12 protein-coding genes are annotated in these 16,413 nt (G+C 57.9%); 6 read left to right on the top strand and 6 right to left on the bottom strand.

The genetic code is table 11. The features are described 5' to 3' along the window. Window positions 1–76: 76 nt before the first annotated feature. Window positions 77–1,555 carry a CAP-associated domain-containing protein gene (locus BLR08_RS17700; protein ID WP_072337893.1) on the bottom strand — a complete coding sequence of 493 codons (1,479 nt, stop codon included), beginning with the start codon at window positions 1,553–1,555 and terminating at the stop codon, window positions 77–79. 229 nt (window positions 1,556–1,784) lie between these two features. Then, the gene (locus BLR08_RS31190) at window positions 1,785–1,937 is read right to left on the bottom strand and encodes a hypothetical protein (RefSeq protein WP_176835547.1); all 153 of its coding nucleotides are present in this window, start codon (window positions 1,935–1,937) and stop codon (window positions 1,785–1,787) included. A gap of 160 nt (window positions 1,938–2,097) precedes the next feature. Between BLR08_RS31190 and nirB the strand changes: the two genes are divergently transcribed. From nirB to BLR08_RS17680, 4 genes are all read left to right on the top strand, one after another. Then, entirely contained in the window at window positions 2,098–4,551 is a 2,454-nt protein-coding gene (gene nirB / locus BLR08_RS17695) for a nitrite reductase large subunit NirB (protein WP_072337892.1), read from the top strand. Between the two features lie 38 nt (window positions 4,552–4,589). Next, a complete protein-coding gene (gene nirD / locus BLR08_RS32125; RefSeq protein WP_083537549.1) occupies window positions 4,590–5,144 on the top strand; it encodes a nitrite reductase small subunit NirD in 555 nt (184 codons plus the stop codon). 17 nt (window positions 5,145–5,161) lie between these two features. Next, complete coding sequence (locus BLR08_RS17685; protein WP_083537548.1) at window positions 5,162–6,040, top strand: formate/nitrite transporter family protein; 879 nt, start codon at window positions 5,162–5,164, stop codon at window positions 6,038–6,040. Window positions 6,041–6,181: 141 nt separating this feature from the next. Next, window positions 6,182–6,601 carry a hypothetical protein gene (locus tag BLR08_RS17680; protein WP_072337891.1) on the top strand — a complete coding sequence of 140 codons (420 nt, stop codon included), beginning with the start codon at window positions 6,182–6,184 and terminating at the stop codon, window positions 6,599–6,601. Between the two features lie 122 nt (window positions 6,602–6,723). Here BLR08_RS17680 and BLR08_RS17675 read toward each other — a convergent pair whose 3' ends face one another. The 4 genes from BLR08_RS17675 to BLR08_RS17660 all read right to left on the bottom strand — a co-directional run bounded on the left by BLR08_RS17675 (window position 6,724) and on the right by BLR08_RS17660 (window position 10,999). After that, complete coding sequence (locus BLR08_RS17675; RefSeq protein ID WP_072337890.1) at window positions 6,724–7,710, bottom strand: ABC transporter permease; 987 nt, start codon at window positions 7,708–7,710, stop codon at window positions 6,724–6,726. A gap of 6 nt (window positions 7,711–7,716) precedes the next feature. Beyond that, window positions 7,717–9,222: a sugar ABC transporter ATP-binding protein gene (locus tag BLR08_RS17670; protein ID WP_072337889.1), complete on the bottom strand. Its 1,506-nt coding sequence runs from the start codon at window positions 9,220–9,222 to the stop codon at window positions 7,717–7,719. An 81-nt stretch (window positions 9,223–9,303) separates the two neighbouring features. Then, a complete protein-coding gene (locus BLR08_RS17665) occupies window positions 9,304–10,383 on the bottom strand; it encodes a sugar ABC transporter substrate-binding protein (protein WP_072337888.1) in 1,080 nt (359 codons plus the stop codon). Between the two features lie 190 nt (window positions 10,384–10,573). Beyond that, complete coding sequence (locus tag BLR08_RS17660; RefSeq protein WP_143014398.1) at window positions 10,574–10,999, bottom strand: DUF5680 domain-containing protein; 426 nt, start codon at window positions 10,997–10,999, stop codon at window positions 10,574–10,576. 264 nt (window positions 11,000–11,263) lie between these two features. Here BLR08_RS17660 and BLR08_RS17655 point away from each other — a divergent pair, with 264 nt between their 5' ends. Both BLR08_RS17655 and BLR08_RS17650 read left to right on the top strand, forming a co-directional pair. Beyond that, the gene (locus tag BLR08_RS17655; RefSeq protein ID WP_072337886.1) at window positions 11,264–12,184 is read left to right on the top strand and encodes an S-layer homology domain-containing protein; all 921 of its coding nucleotides are present in this window, start codon (window positions 11,264–11,266) and stop codon (window positions 12,182–12,184) included. A 574-nt stretch (window positions 12,185–12,758) separates the two neighbouring features. Then, complete coding sequence (locus BLR08_RS17650; RefSeq protein WP_256257832.1) at window positions 12,759–16,292, top strand: RCC1 domain-containing protein; 3,534 nt, start codon at window positions 12,759–12,761, stop codon at window positions 16,290–16,292. Window positions 16,293–16,413 lie beyond the last annotated feature (121 nt).

Below are 16,413 nucleotides of genomic sequence, written 5' to 3'. Positions count from 1 at the left end.
GTCCGGAGAGCAAGAGGCCGAGAGCTGGTAACCCCAATTGGCCGCAGGGCCGCACGGTGTTCACCGGATGTCCAAGCTAAGGTGTATAAAAGTTTTGCGTATAGTAGATATGGTTTTTGCCGCCGAACGCTACGCCGACGCCGAGCCGTTTGGTTTCCCCAAGCAGATTGGCCCGATGTCCGGCCGAGTTCATCCAGCCGTGATGGGCGAATATGGCGCTGGACTGTCCTGCCGCGATGTTCTCGGCTGCCATGCGGTAAACGATGCCGTCCTGCTCCATCCGGTCGAACGGGCTTTGTCCCGCTTTGTTGACGTGATCGAAATACTCCTGCTCGGCCATGTCCCGGCTGTGGTTGCGGGAGGTGGCGGCCGCATCCTCGGCCCAGGCGAAGGCAGCGAGGCCCAGCTTGGCGCGGGAGCTGTTGGCGAGATCGAAGGCTTCCAGCTCGAAGGCTTGGCGCAACGCCTCGCTTTCTGCCGGATAGAAGGAGGCCAGCGCTTTCTCGGCAGCCTCTCCGATCACCTGGAGACCGGTCACGACATTGCCGCGGTGAATATCATAGAAAAAGGTTACATACGCGCCTTCTATAGCATAGGTGCCGTATTCGCCTTGGCCGTAATTGATCATGAAACGGGTATTGCCCTTCTGGATATAGCTCAGAGGCTGTCCATATTGCCGCTCTACGGTGCTCTTGGCGACGCCGTCCTGAACAGCTCTGTCCGTATGCCAGTTGTCCGAAGGCGAATATAAGGCGACGACACGGCCTCCGTCTATTCCGACTTGTGCGTAATTCATGTAATCCTGATTATAGATGTACCAGGTGAAGCCATACGGCGACTGATCCTGGCGGGCGGGCTGACCAAGCTTGGCGACGACCTGCTCGGCCGTATCCCCGAGCGAGATGCCGCGCACGGAGACAGGAACGGCGGCGGAAGCGTCCGCGGCTGGACTGTCTTGGCTGCCGGAGCTGCTCGGACCGGCCGGGGCCGCCTGCAGCTTGGTAATCTTGGCTTTCATATTCATCAGAAATTGCACGGCTTCGGCACGGGACAAGGCGTCAGACGCCTGGTAGCCTTCGACCGTAGGAGCTGTTTTTCCTTGTGACAGACCGCTGTTCAGCAAATACTTGATCGAGTCGTTCAGGTTCAAAGCCCCCTGCTGGGTGGACGCGATCAAACTGGCTACAGCGCCGCGATTATAGGCATCGGCTTCAATCCGGTTCTGTACCGTCCAGCGATTGGAGCCGGCAGTATCATAATAAGGCTTATACCAGGGCGAGGCGCCTGAGGCCGCTCCGTTCTGCGCCGGATAAGCCCGCAGCAGCATCGCCAGAAATTCCGGTTCAGAGACCCGCTGGTCTGGGCGGAACGTACCGTCCTCATAGCCGTCGACGATATGTTGTGTGACCGCCCACTCGATAGCCTTTCCACCCCAATGCCGGGCTGTGTCCTTGAAGCTTGGGGCGGCTGAAGCGGCGGAAGCAGACAACGGAGTGATGAGAGTTGACAAAGCGAGCAGTGAAGCCAATCCGAATGCCGTCCGGCGTTTACTCAAGCGAGATAACCTCCTTATCGTACAGAGACGATGGAATTATCCAAAATCGACGTCTCTATCATAATATTCGCTGCTCTTCTACTATATGAGGGCGCAGGCAGACTTGTCCATCATAACTTGTCTGCTTCGAGGGAATGCCTGCAAGCACGCGGTATTTGCCTGTCAAAGCTATATAGGAAAAGCAAGAAGCCCGGCGCCTGTTGGCCCGGGTTCTTCCGATTGGAGAGGATTAGCTGCGGTCCTGCTGCGTGTCGCAAGCTTCGTCTTGGCGTCCGGCATTCCGGGAGACTGTGTCGTCAGCCAGCTTGGCGCCATATTGATCCAGACGCGACGGACTGCTGGCCGGACCGTTATTCTTCGGCTTGCTGTTTCTTCCTGCCATCTTAAGCTCACCTCCCTCTGCTAGGTTGCGCCCGAAGCGGGGGGATTATGACTTTTCCGATAAGCCGGGGCAATCCCGGTCATTTCATGTGACAATATTCACATACGACTGGGGCCGATATGTGTAAAATGTAGTCATGACCAAGGCTGGAGGGATACAAATGAGCGACAATAAAAGCGGCACTAAGCTGATACTGGTCGGCAACGGGATGGCTGGAGTGAACGCGCTGGAGCAGCTGCTGAAGCTGAGCCGGAGCTTTGATATTACCTTGTATGGCGAAGAGCCTTACCCTAACTATAACCGCATCCAGCTCTCCTATGTGCTGGAGGGTAGCAAGTCCATCGACGAGATTGTACTTAACGACAGGGCTTGGTACGAAGAGCACGGCATTACCCTGCATACCGGGAAACGGATCGAATATATCGATACGGAAGCGAAGCGGGTGTACACGGAAGACGGGGAAGCGGATCATTATGACATGCTGATCCTGGCGACGGGCTCCAAACCCTTCATCCTGCCTGTTCCGGGCGCAGAACTCGAAGGCGTAGTTGGCTTCCGGGATATCGCCGACTGCGAGGCAATGATGGCCGCCTCGCAAAAGGTGCGCCGCGCTGCGGTAATCGGCGGCGGGCTGCTCGGGCTGGAAGCGGCCAAGGGACTGACGAAGCTCGGCATGGAGGTGACAGTCGTTCACCTCATGGACCGGCTGATGGAGCGTCAGCTTGACGAAACGGCCGCCGTGATGCTGAAGGCCGAGCTGGAGCGCCAGGGTATCGCCTTCCGCCTCAGCAGCCAGACCGTGGCTCTGCATGGCGCGGACGGCCGGGTAAGCGAGCTGGAGTTTGCGGACGGCGCCAGGCTGCCGGCCGAGCTGGTCGTGATGGCCGCGGGCATCAAGCCAAACGTCGCGCTGGCTCAGGCGAGCGATCTTCGCGTCAACCGCGGTATTTTGGTCGATGACTACATGCGCACGAGTGCGCCCGACGTGTATGCGGTCGGCGAATGCTGCGAGCACCGCGGCATATGCTACGGACTCGTAGCCCCGCTGTTCGAGCAGGCGCAGACGCTTGCGCGTACGCTGGCAGGCATCGAAACACCGCCTTATGAAGGGTCCACGGTCAGCACCAAGCTGAAGATATCGGGCGTAGACGTATTCTCCACCGGAGCGTTTCTGGAGGGGACGGAGCATCGCGTGCTGCGCATGCATAATGAGTGGAACGGCACGTATAAAAAAGTGCTGCTGCAGGAAGGACGTATGGTCGGGGCGATTTTGTACGGCGATGTAAGCGATTCGGCGCAGCTGACCAGATGGGTGAAAAACGGCGAACCGATGACCGATGAGATTTACGGGGAGCTGTTCGGAGGTTCGGGAGCCGGCGAAGGCTGCTGCGGCGGAGCAGGCAAAAAAAATGCCGCCGCGGCGATGGCCGACGACGAGATCGTCTGCGGCTGCAACGGGGTGACGAAGGGAACGATCGTGGGCGTCATCCGCGAGCGCGGGCTGACGACCGTCGACGAGATCAAAGCTTGCACGGGAGCGACCCGCTCTTGCGGCGGCTGCAAGCCGCTGGTGGAGCAACTGCTTCAGGCGGCGCTGGGAGCGGGCTACGCTCCGGCCGCCGCGGTCTCCGCCGGCATCTGCGGCTGCACGGAGCACAGCCGCGACGAGATCGTCGCCGCGATCCGCGATATGCATCTGACGCATGTGCAGGAAGTGATGCAGGTGCTCGGCTGGAAGCAGCAGGAGGGCTGCTCCAAGTGCCGTCCCGCAATCAACTATTATCTCGGCATGATCTATCCGACCGAGCATGAGGACGAGCGCGATTCGCGGTTCGTCAACGAAAGGCTGCATGCCAACATTCAGAAGGACGGCACCTTCAGCGTCATCCCGCGGATGTACGGAGGGTTGACGACGCCGGAGCAGCTGCGGAAAATAGCCGATGCGGCCGATAAATACCAGGTTCAGGCCGTCAAGATGACCGGCGGTCAACGGATCGACCTGCTGGGCGTACGCAAGGAGGATTTGCCGGGGATCTGGGCTGAGCTGGATATGCCATCCGGCTACGGGTATGCCAAGGCGCTGCGGACAGTCAAGACATGCGTCGGCTCCCGGTTCTGCCGTTTCGGCACCCAGGATTCGATGGGAATGGGCATCGAGCTGGAGCGCAAGTACGAGCGGCTGTGGATGCCGGCCAAATTCAAGATGGCGGTCAATGGCTGCCCGCGCAACTGCGCCGAGTCCGGCACGAAGGATCTGGGCATCGTCGGCAATGACGGAGGCTGGGAGATTTACGTCGGAGGCAACGGGGGCATTAAGCTGCGTGCGGCAGATCTGCTCTGCAAGGTGAAGACAGATGCGGAGCTTCATGAAATATGCGGCGCTTTTATTCAGCTGTACCGGGAGCAGGCGAACTATGCCGAACGCACCTCGGATTGGGTGGAGCGCTGCGGGCTGGATACGATCCGGCAAGCCGTCCTGGAGGATGTGGAGCAGCGCCGGGCATTGAATGAGCGGATCGAGCTTGCGCTTTCCATGGTCGAGGACCCATGGCAGAAAGCCGTTCAGGACAGCGGATTGCGCTCGGAGCTGTATGAACCAGTGGTTAAAGGATAACAACAGGTTCCTAACAAGCCAAGAGGAGGAGAACGCAAATGAGGCAAACGCAAGAAGCGGGCAATGAGGCGGCGGGCAACAGAACAACAGGCCAAGGGACAGCGGACAATGAAACGGCGGGCAATAGAACAACGGGTCAAGGAACAGCGGACAATGAAACGGCGGGCGATAGAACAACGGACCAAGGAACAGCGGGCAATGCGACGACAACGGCTGGCCATAAAGCAGCAGGTCATGAAGCGACAGACGGCACACCGCTTTTCGTCACCATCGGCTCCAGGCAGGATTTTCCGCTCCGGCTCGGCCGGGAAGTGCGTGTGCAAGGGCTCGATATCGCGGTGTTTCATACAACGGATGGAGAGCTGTACGCGCTGGACAATCGTACGCCTCATCCGAAGGGCGGACCGCTGACGGAAGGGCTGATAAGCGGAGCTTATGTTTATTGTCCGCTGCGCGATCTGAAGATCAGTCTCGAGAGCGGCCTGGTGCAAGCCCCGGATACCGGACAAGTGAGAACTTATCCGGTTCGCATCCAGGAAGACCTGGTTCAGATCGGACTGCCCCAAGGTATGGGCAGCTCTATTAACGAATAGAAAGCGGGATGGTGACCATGTTTACGGAATCGGTTGAAGCGATCATACAGGGCGCTGTGAGGAAAAAGGAGATGCTGGACCGCAGCCGGCTGAGATATCTGCTGTCGGCGGGGCTCGCCGGGGCTTATGTGGGGCTCGGGATCGTGCTTATTTTCTCGGTCGGAGCGCCGTTGTTCGCCATCAAGTCGCCAGTCGCTTCGATGGCGATGGGCGTATCGTTCGGAGTGGCGCTGACGCTCGTCATCTTCGCCGGTTCCGAGCTGTTCACCGGCAATAACATGTACTACACCGTCAGTACGCTGTCCGGGGCCACGACGTGGAAGGATACGCTGCGCAATTGGCTCTGGTGTTACGGCGGCAATTTGCTTGGGGCCATGGTGCTGGTCGGGCTCGTCGCCGGTTCCGGCGTGTTCGCCGGGATCGCGCCGGAGCATCTGCTGTTCGCCTCCGCGGCAAAGAAGATGTCCCTGCCGTTCAGCCAGCTGTTCTTCCGCGGAATCTTGTGCAACTGGTTCGTCTGTCTGGCCATCTGGACGTCGATGCGGGCGAAAAGCGACACCGCCAAGCTGATCCTGATCTGGTGGATGCTGTATGGATTCATCGCCTCGGGCTACGAGCATAGCATCGCTAATATGACCGTGCTCGGCCTGGCGCTCGTGCTGCCCCATCCGGACACTATCACCCTGGCGGGCTGGCTCCATAATATGATCCCGGTCACGCTCGGCAATATCGTAGGCGGAGCTTTCTTCGTGGGCGTCATCTACTGGCTGATCTCGCCGATCAAACGCAAGCAAGCGGACGCCGGCGTCAAACAGGCGCCGCCCGCCGGAATAAGCGGGCAGGCGGCCGTAAGCAAGCTGGAAGCGGCTCCTCCGAGGACGACCCGGGCTCATTAAACGGGGTTATTACGGACGCCGGGAGAGGGGAGGCGACCCGGCTCCGGATATCCTAAGATATTGCTCCGAGACATGCGTAAGATTGGACGGTTTGGGGTAAAAGAGAGGAGAACCCATCCGACCAATGAGGAGCGATGAATGATGAGCAAGCATGTACAAGCCTATTTTCATAATGAGAGCGAAGCAGAACATGTACGGGTGTTATTGCAGACGTATCCGATTCAGCATGTAGAGATCGGGGCGATCCAGGAAGCGCCCGATCGTAATTTCCTGCTGCTGCCGCTGGGGGCGACCGTAGGCTCGGGCGATGTGGCCGTAGGGGCGACGGGAGCCGCCTACGGTGCAGGCGGAGGAGCAGGCAGCCAAGCGGGCGCAGCCGCCGCTTTCGTCGGATTGAATGAAGCGGAGCGAATGGGTCATGATGACAACCGCGACGGTGTGGATGACCGTGAGCTCCAGTATGTGCTGAGCGCCCAGGTTCAAGCTGCGGACTACATGCAGATTGTCGAATTGATCCGAAGCAACGGCGGAGCCGTGCTTCAGGTGGATGAGACGCCTTAACCCTCGTTCGGAGCGGCTGCTCTGACTTCGCGCCCATGCATAAAACCCCGGATTTCCCCCCTAAAGCAGGGAAATCCGGGGTTTTGCTTTGCTTGCGCGGAAACGCGATCGGCGGTGCGAGGCTAGGTCCGGCGGCGGTTCAAGTGGATAAACGTTATGGCGAGCGCCAATACGAGCACGGTGCCTTTAACGATATCGAAAGCGTAATAAGGCAGATTAAGCATGGTAAGCCCATTGAGCAATACGCCGATCAGCACGGCTCCGAAGAAGGTGCCGATCACGTTCGGCTTCCCTGCGCCAAGGACCGAGTAGCCGACGAACACCGCGGCGACCGACTCCATCAACAGCGGAGCGCCTGCGTCGATTTGTCCGGAGCCGACGCGCGCTGCGAACAAAATGCCGCCGATAGCGGCGAACAGGCCGGAGAGCATATAGGCGACGGTCCGCACACGGTTCACGGAGATGCCGGACAGCCGGGCCGCCTCCTGGTTGCCGCCGGTGACGTACATTTGACGCCCCCACCGGGTATATGTGAGGAAGATGTGGACGAGAATAACGGCAATAATCATGATCAGGACGGGAACCGGCACGCCGAGCAGCTTGCCTTGTCCGATCCACAGATAAGAAGGGTCGAACTTGCCGGGTGCTTTGGTACCGTCGGTCATCTGCATGTTGTTGTAGATGGAAAAGCCCTTCGTATACGTCTTGTGCACGCCGCCGATAATATACATCACAGCCAGCGTGGCCAGCAGATCGGGAATGCGCACCTTCACGATCAGCAAGGCGTTGAGCAGACCGATTCCGATCCCGATGATCAGCGGCACCGTCAATACGACGACGAGCGGCAGCTGGTACCAGACCATCATGGTGGCGACGACGACGGTAGTAAGCGAGACGGTGGAGCCGACCGAGAGGTCGAAGCCGTCCACGATCTGAGAGAAGGTCACGCCGATCGCCACGAAGGTTACGATGGAGATGGAGCGGAGAATATCCGCCATGTTGTCGTAGGACAAGAAGTTTTCGTTGACCATGGAAAATACCGCGATGACGATGGCAATGACGGCAAGCGCTCCGTATTTATAGGAATAATCCAGTAATTTATCTTTCACCTTAGGTTAGGCCTCCCCGCTGCTGGCGTAATACAATATTTGTTCTTGCGTAGCTTCCTCGCGTGAGAGCTCCTTCACGATCCGGCCGTAGCTCATCACTAGAATCCGGTCGGCAATCCCCAGAATCTCGGCGATTTCGCAGGAAAAGTACAAAATGCCCTTGCCTTCCTCGGCCAGCTTGCCGATAAGGCGGAAGATATCGCTTTTGGCTCCGACATCGACGCCTTTGGTCGGCTCGTCGAACAGATAGATGTCGGCCTGGGTGGGCAGCCACTTGCCGACCGCAACTTTCTGCTGGTTGCCGCCGCTTAAATATTTGACAAGCTGGTGCTTGTTGGCGGGCTGTATGCCGAGCTCGGCGATGCGGGCGTCGGCATTGGCCGCTTCGCGTCCGCGTCCGACGAACCCGAGCCGGCTGAGCGGCTTCAGGATCGGCAGCGCCAGATTCGCCATTATCGGCAGCTCGACGAGCACGCCCTGCTTGCGCCGCTCCTCCGGCACGAGAGCGAGACCCGCTTGAACGGCGTCGGCCGGCCTTGCCAGCCGAAGACGCTTGCCTCGCAGCGCAATCTCGCCGGCATCGAGCGGGTCGGCGCCGAACAGCACGCGCGACAGCTCGGTTTTGCCGGCTCCGACGAGCCCGACGACGCCGACAATTTCCCCCTGGCGCACGCTTAGCGTTACGTCGCGAACCTTGGTGCCCGAGGTCAGGCCCTTCGCCTCCAGCAGCGTGCCGCCGATCTTCACCTGCGCCTTCGGAAACTCCTCCTCGAACTTCTTGCCGAGCATCTCTTCGACGACAAGACCGGCGTTAGTGTCGGCGGCAAGCTTCGTCGAGATGCGCTGCCCGTCCCGCATAACCGTTATGCGGTCGCTGATGCGGAACACCTCCGCCAGCCGGTGAGAGATGAAGATGCAGCCGACGCCATCCTTCTTCAGCCTGTCCATGATGCGGAACAACTGGTCGGCTTCTTCATTGCTGAGCGGAGCCGTCGGTTCGTCGAAAATAATAAACTTCGCCTTCTGGGCAAGCGCCCGTCCGATCAGCACAAGCTGCTTCTGCGCGATGGACAGCTCACCGGCCTGCCGGCGGACGTCAATCCCGGTCAAGCCGAGCTCCTGCAGCACCCGGGCGGCTTCCCGCTGCATCCCGCTCCAGTCGATCCATCGGCTGCCCGCCGTCAGCTTCTCCAGCATGATGTTCTCGGCGACTGTCAGCGACGGGATAAGAGCGGTGTCCACTTCCTGGTAGACGCATTGAATTCCGCTGCGGATCGCGTCAAGCGGCTGCGTGAACGTATAGGCGGTTCCGTCAATCATGACGGCTCCTTCATCGGCGGTATAGGCCCCGGACAGGACTTTCATTAATGTGCTTTTGCCCGCGCCGTTGGCGCCGAGCAGCGCGTGAATTTCGCCGCCGCGCACGTCGAAGTCGACCTGCTGCAGCGCACGCACGCCGGGGAACGACTTGACGATGCCTTTCATTTGCAACAGGCTGGCAGAACTGGACATCGGTTGTACTCACGCTCCTTCAATGGAAAATCCCATCGGACCGGACCGGTCGATGGGATTAACAGTATGCAATGCCGTATCTTACTTCACTTCGGCTTTTTTCATCCAATCGGTATAACCTTGTTCGCTGCCGCCCCAGCCCTTGACATGCTTGCTCAGATCGGCTGTCGAAATTTGCTCTTTGGGCAGCTGGTCACGGGAGACGAATACCGGCTCCAGCACAACCTTCTCCGGCGTTTCGTCGCCATGCATCTTCTGGTACAGGTAACGAACCTGAATGCGTCCGATGTCCTTCGGATCGACGGCTGCGGAAGCAACCCAGGAAGTTTTAGTATCCTGGATCATCTGCAGATCCTCATCGCTCATATCGATGCCATAAATTTTGATCTCGGTGCGTCCCGCTTGCTGGATAGCGCGGGCAGCGCCCTTGGCGAATTCGTCCCAAGCGGCCCATACAGCCGTGATATCGCCTTTGTTCGGGTATTTCTTCAGGATTGCTTCCATCTGCGCTTGTGTATCCAGCGCCGTGTTTTGGGTAGCTGCGCCGAACGCCGCAACTTCCTTGATGTCGGGATATTTGGCCTGGAACGCTTTGTAAGCGATCTGGCGGCGCTCCATCGGAGCGAAGCCTGCTACCCAGATCTTCACGATGTTGCCCTTGCCGCCGATATCCTTGGCGAGCTGCTCGAGCGTTTGCTCAGCCATCTTCTGATCGCCTTGCTCCAGAACGGTAACGCCCGGCACCTTCAGATCCGCGTCGAAAGCGACAACGGGAATTTTCTTCTCCAGCGCTCTCTTGACGCCGGCTTCAAGCGCTTCAGCCGTGCCGTGGTCGATCAGAATGCCGTCAACCTTCTGGTTGATCGCCGCATCCAGGTTGGAAGCCATCTTGGCGAGGTCGCCTTCGGCAGGATTCACCGTAACCGTACCGCCGAGCTTCTGTACTTGCTCCTTCACGCCCTCGATATATTGAGCCGAGAAGGTGCCCAGATTAATTTGCATGATAAGTGCGATCTTCTTGCCCGCGAGCGGATTATTCGCTGCGGCTTCCCCGCCGTTTGAAGCATCTGTACTCGGCTGAGTTTTCGCTCCGCAAGCGACCATAGCGATCGACAATACGAGAACCAGCACGAGCATAGCGCTTTTTTTCCATGTAGCCATTCTTTGTTTCTCTCCTATCTCTCTACAATTTAATCCCAACTAAATTACTAGGTGATAACAATGTATCATGATGAAAGAGGCTAGGTCAATATAAAAATGCTATTTTTTCTGTTGATATCGTCAATGTTTTACAAAAAACGACAAATGTCTCTTCCTACTAAATCTAGGAAAAGTCGTTTTGCCGCAAAAATTAACCGTACTGAATAGAACCGCCATGGAATAGCAGCTGATAAACAATCTTGCCTTTATGTACAATCTGCTCTTCGCCATGGAAGCGATGAATGTCACCGTGCCAGCTACAGACATATTTGAACTTATCGCTGTTGTGCTGTCGCGGTCCGCGGTACGGAGCCTCTTCCGGAACAAGCCTGAGCGCCTCGAATAAAAATTCGGGGAAGCCTTCCACAGGGTCCAGCGCCGTCCCGTAATAGTTCATCGCCCAGATCGGCCGGTCATGCTCCCACACGATCTCCTGTCCGGCGAAATCCAACTCTCCAACATAACTGTCCATATACTTGAAGTCGCCGCTCGCATAAGAATAATCCTTAGCGCCTGCCCGGCTGGCCGTCTCCCGAGTGCCCTCTCCCGCAGCATAAGTATTTGTTTTGGCTTTCAATATAAAACTTCTGAGTGTCCCGACGTTATCCGGCATATCGCTCACCCTTGACTGGTTTATTTTGTAAGATGATTCCAATTATAGGGAACAAATGTTCTGGTGTCAATCGTTTTTTGCTCACGGGGTCATAGGCCTATCCCGCTTCAGCAACAATAGAGGGGAAAGCTGCGTCTGAGAAGATACCGCAGCGTCTTGCAGACAAAGACAGCGGAGAATCGGGCGAAACCCGAAGCATACTTTCCAAGAGCAAAGGTGGAGATGAAAATGATAAGAATAAAGCTGAGGAAATGGACGACTGCCGCGGTAAGCGCGGCTTTGCTGGCGAGCTTGACGGCGGGTTCGGCGCTGGCGTTCAGCGACGTGGACGAAGAATTGCAGGCGCCTATAGCTGCGCTGCAAAGCAAGGGAATTGTCAGCGGCATAGATGAGAAGCATTTCGCCCCCCGGGCCCAAGCTACCTATGCGCAAAGCATTCATATGCTGGTGAAAGCCTTCGAGCTGAGCTTGGCTCACATCCAGTTCATCAAAGCGCCTGAGGCGTCGGATTATTATACCAAGGTGCCGAACGACGCATGGTATGCCGAATCGTTCATTATCGCCCAGCTCAATGGGCTCCCGATTCCGAAGGACGTGGACCCCAGAGCTGCGATCACGCGCGAGCAATTCGCGAATCTGCTCATTCATGCGATCGACACGAAAGGAAGCTTCCCGGTTATCGAAATGCTTGTGCAGTTCGCCGACCAGGATGAAATGGACCCGAATCTGAATGACAGCCTTCAGCGTATGGTGCTGCACGGCATTGTGAAGCTTGGCGAGGACCGCAAGTTTTATCCGAAGCGCGAGCTGACCCGCGGCGAAGCGGCGGCTTGGGTGCATAGCGCGCTGGCATTTGTGGAGCGGATGACGAAGCCGCAGCAGCCTCAGGAAGAGATCAAGATCAGCGTGGAGAAAATAAACGACGATGTCAACAAGGTGGTGCTGTCCCGGGGACAAAAGCCGACCGCCGGTTATGGGATCGACATCACGGGCATCCGTTTCGATGCGGACGGGCGGGCTGTGATCTCGTATACGTTGAGCGACCCCGCCCCGGACAGCATGACCGCTGCCGTCATCACCGAGCCAAAGGCCGTCACCTACGTGTCCTCCGCCTATAAAGCTGTTGCGGAGCAGGACTTCGCGCATTGACGCCAGGCCGGCTGCCGGTTTTCCGGCGCCGGTTGGAGCTATTGGAGTCGTCCCCTTGTCTTGTGACAAGAAACGGCTCTCCTTATCCCGGTACCCTCGTAGAGCATCCGTTTCGGCCACGCAGCCAAACCATGCTTCGCGGGGGTATTTGTTTAAGAGTAAAATAAGGAAATCAGCGACCCTAGGCGAGTGAAATCGGCGGAATTTCATTTGCAACGGAACCAGGAATTCCTTAAAACAGGAACCGGTCCATATTTGGTCAATTTCTCCATCTGGGGAGCGCTGGGTTCTGTAAAATAGCAAGATCTTAAGAAAAGCGGCTTTAAGAGCCGATGAGTTTCGTAACAGTTACCGCTTCGGGCATCATCCACCTCACGTCCGTCTGTGCGCCGGATGCCGCAAGGTACTATTGCCAAAGCCCGTAAGACGGTTTTCTTACGCAAACTGTGACGAACTTCTCATTAATTCGTATGTTCGGCAGGGGCAGCTTCGCGATATAATGGAAGAGGAGTTTATCTTGAGCTAGCTTTGGTAGTTGTATTTGTGAATAAGGGGGTTGGTGGAAATTTTGAAAGTGATACATAAACGCCGGTGGGGATGGCTGCTTGCTTCTTTGCTCGCATTGGGGGTTGCGATTCCGCCTCCGCCTGCCTCCGCCCAGGCCGTCGTTCCGGCCGTTTTGTCGGAGCCGCCCTCGGGCGGACAGGCTGAGGCAGGACCGCTGTCGGTGGTCAAAACATCAGCAGGCGAGAACTTTGCTCTCGCGCTGCGCTCGGATGGAACCGTCTTGTCATGGGGGGCGAACGCTTACGGGCAGCTCGGCGTGTACGGCAGCTTGAATGATCCGGCCAATCATCGCCCTCAGAAAGCGATGATGTTCGTGAAGGCTGCGGATATCTCCGCCGGCGAGAGGCATAGCGTAGCTTTGAGCGAAGAGGGTACCGTATACGTCTGGGGAGACAACGCCTACGGCCAGCTCGGAACCGGCGACAGCATCAATCGCTCCGTGCCCGTCGATCAGGTACGGGAGATCGGCTACGGCGAGCTGCCGGACGACTTCGCGGCTGTAGCGGCGGGAGGCCGATTTACGGCGGCGCTGCGCGAGGACGGGAAAGTTTGGACGTGGGGAGAGGGAAGCAGCGGACAACTTGGCAACGGTTCGGATGACATGTCGCGGCTGGCTGCGCCCGTCTCTATTCCTGTGAATGTAACGGCGATAGCGGCCGGAAGGAGCCATATGCTGGCCCTGGATGAGCTGGGCCGCGTCTGGGCATGGGGAGACAATACGTATGGGCAAGCGGGACAGGATCATACGGAGATCGCCAAAGTCAAGGAGCCGGCGCTGGTGCTGCAGGATAACATGTCTCCTTTGACCGGAGTTGTCCGCATCGCGGCGCTTTCCGGCTCCGACTCGAGCTTCGCCGTATTGGCCGACGGAACGGTGTATGCCTGGGGAGCGAATGCCTCGGGCCAATTGGGGCTGGGCACGGCGATAGGCGCCGGGGTGCAGCCGGATGTGATCGACGGGCCGAGCATCGTCAGCGGGCTGCACGGGGCTCAGGCGATTGCGCCCGGCAGTACGTTCGGACTTGCCGTGAACGGAGCGGGGCGGCTGCTGTCATGGGGCCGCGACTGGAACGGCGTGCTCGCAGATGGGATGGCAGGCGAGCTAAAGCTGCCGCCGGCCTTCGCGGAGCGTATGGAGACAAGAACGCTCGCTGCTGTTGCAGCCGGGACGGGTTTCGCCCACGCGGTGGACGCGGACGGCAAAGTATGGGCCTGGGGAGGCAATACGGACGGCAGCCTCGGTCTCGACACAAGCGGCGGCCCCGTGCTGGAGCCCGCAGAAGTGGAAGGGGTGCAGTATTACGACCCGAGCAGAGTAGGAGGAGAGGTCACAGATACGGATGGCAATCCGCTGGACAGCTACGATATTCGGCTGGAGCTGCAGCAGGAGGATGGCTCTTGGAAACTGGTGCAGGGGGAAACAAACCGGACGAATTCGAGCTTCTTTCTGGAGTTTGCCGGCAAGCGGCCGGAGGAGACCGTCCGTTTGACAATCAGCGCTCCCGGCTATCAGACGCTGGAGCAAATTTTTAAAGTGAAAACTATGGAATATATCTATAATGTGCCGGGGCGGCTGCTCTCTGCCGGGCAGACCGATTGGCTGACGTTCGAGATCGAGAACACCAAGTGGGGCGAAAGCATCGAGCTGCAGTTCTCGCATAAGGAAGGCGGAGCTTATGTGTACGAGAACTACGAGCTCCCGTATATCTCGCAGAACTTGACGACCAAAACCGTCCGTGTGCCGCCTCCGTCCGGTCTGGAGCCTGGCCGGACCTATCCGCTGCTGATCACTGGCTCCGGGGAGCGGAATTACGCGCTGCATCGCGTATTAACAGGTGCGGAGCTGCTCGATCAGCCACGGCATGTGTTTATTCTCGATGAGTCGGCTATGGCTCCGCTGGAGATCGAGCTGTCCGGCCTGGAGACCGAGCCTGACCCGATGGGCAGCGTCTGGTTCGGTCTGGAGGATGAATCGGGCTTGGCGATGCTGACGGGACAGGTCGATGAGGATGCGCTTCTGCAGCCGGGGCGGTATAATTTCCGGTTGACGGCCCGCGGAGGCGACGATCGGTTGTTTTATTTGCTGAAAAGCGATTATGCATATTCGCCCGCCGCACACCGGCTCGTATTCGAACAAGCGGACATGGCGCGCGTTTTGCCGGATATGCACAATGAAAGCGGAGTGGAAACGTATCTTATGGGTCTGCATCTGGAGGCGCCGGGGCATGCCGCGGCAAGCAACTATTTTGCCGAGATGCGTTTATACGAGCAGACGATATACGCGAGCAAACATCCTTACACGAAGCTCGCAACAGAATACATGGCGTTTCCTTCCTTTGAAGGAGAAGAGACGTTTCCCATCTTCGGGCCCATGTTTTACACCTTCGAGCATCCTAACCCGCAGCTGGATGGCGAGAGGATGCTTGGGGCGGATACGAATCTGACGGCAAGCATAGGCTTGAGCGAAAACGACGCCTATACGGCGGGCGCCCTGACAAGTCCGGGACTGCTGCAAGTGCTGGACGGACGCGGCAATACGGTGACAGCTATCACTTATTTTGACCCTGAGCGTGAGGGGGATGGCAAGCTTTCGGGCATGTTGACCTTTGCGGGCCCGCAAACTTATTCCATACCTGTCGACTTGGGTGCCGGGTCGTCATTCCATCTGCCGGAGCAGCCGGGCATCTACACAGTGAGCTATGCGGTGTATGACAGCCTGTTGCCTATTGCCCCGGCGGTGAAAACGATTCGAGTCGAGGAAAGACCTGTTATCGACGTATTCCGTATCAGCGGCCAGATTGTGCTGCAGGGGATTGCGGCGGACACGGTTACCGTCCGTTTGGAGGGTAACGGTTATGTGCAGGATGCTGTATACGGGGCAGCTGTCGGCACATCCGTGTATGGCCAGTATCACTTGTATGCTCAGACTCCGGACGGAGCGAGACTCGCCTATTACTTCGACGTGCCTGCCGGCAATTACAAAGTAACCGCACAGAGCGGGACTGCGACAAGCAGCGTCTATACGGCGACCGCCTTCCCGATGGCTCCCGAGCTGACCTTGACCGGAGGCCGTTCCCTGCTGTACGTGGAGTTGGAGGAGAGCGACTTGAGCCTGAGTCCGGGCGAGGAACGACAGCTGGTTCTGATCGCTCATTATTCGGACGGCAGCCGGGAGGATATATCGGGCAACCTGCTGTCTGTGCATTCTTCCAATGCTCTCGTGGTCAAAACGACTGCTGATGGTAAGCTCAGGGCGATCAAAAACGGTTCGGCGGCTTTTATAGTTGTATATATGGCTCCGGGCCTTTATGAAACGCAGGGGCTCAGCGGAAACGTCACGGTTCATTACAATCCCGCTTGGCTGACGGATCATCTGTCGCGGCTCTATCCGGGTACGCTCGGCATCGCAGAACTTTCCGACTTCCTGCGGCGGACGGATCAGGTGCTGGACGTGAATGGAGACGGCAGCTTCGACAGAGCGGATGTCGCCGACATCATCGGCCATGTTGCCCCTCTATACGAGCCGTATCCTGAAATTTAAGCCAGATTGGCGGTAAATGGGGCTTTGCGGCTGGAGGAATGCCGCATGCTGAGGGGCTGTTCCGCAAGCAGGGTTTCTCGTCCTTAGCCGTGACGAAACACCGATTAACCCGCTCCCGCTC

Source organism: Paenibacillus sp. cl123 (assembly GCF_900101595.1).
GTDB lineage: Bacteria > Bacillota > Bacilli > Paenibacillales > NBRC-103111 > Paenibacillus_G.
This window is presented reverse-complemented; position numbering and strand designations above follow the sequence as displayed.

Bases quoted from the DNA above. Each gene is read 5' to 3' on its own strand.
- nirD (WP_083537549.1), top strand. From the start codon at position 4,590: ATGAGGCAAACGCAAGAAGCGGGCAATGAGGCGGCGGGCAACAGAACA.
- BLR08_RS31190 (WP_176835547.1), bottom strand. From the start codon at position 1,937: ATGGCAGGAAGAAACAGCAAGCCGAAGAATAACGGTCCGGCCAGCAGT.
- BLR08_RS17680 (WP_072337891.1), top strand. From the start codon at position 6,182: ATGAGCAAGCATGTACAAGCCTATTTTCATAATGAGAGCGAAGCAGAA.
- BLR08_RS17685 (WP_083537548.1), top strand. From the start codon at position 5,162: ATGTTTACGGAATCGGTTGAAGCGATCATACAGGGCGCTGTGAGGAAA.
- BLR08_RS17655 (WP_072337886.1), top strand. From the start codon at position 11,264: ATGATAAGAATAAAGCTGAGGAAATGGACGACTGCCGCGGTAAGCGCG.
- nirB (WP_072337892.1), top strand. From the start codon at position 2,098: ATGAGCGACAATAAAAGCGGCACTAAGCTGATACTGGTCGGCAACGGG.
- BLR08_RS17665 (WP_072337888.1), bottom strand. From the start codon at position 10,383: ATGGCTACATGGAAAAAAAGCGCTATGCTCGTGCTGGTTCTCGTATTG.
- BLR08_RS17670 (WP_072337889.1), bottom strand. From the start codon at position 9,222: ATGTCCAGTTCTGCCAGCCTGTTGCAAATGAAAGGCATCGTCAAGTCG.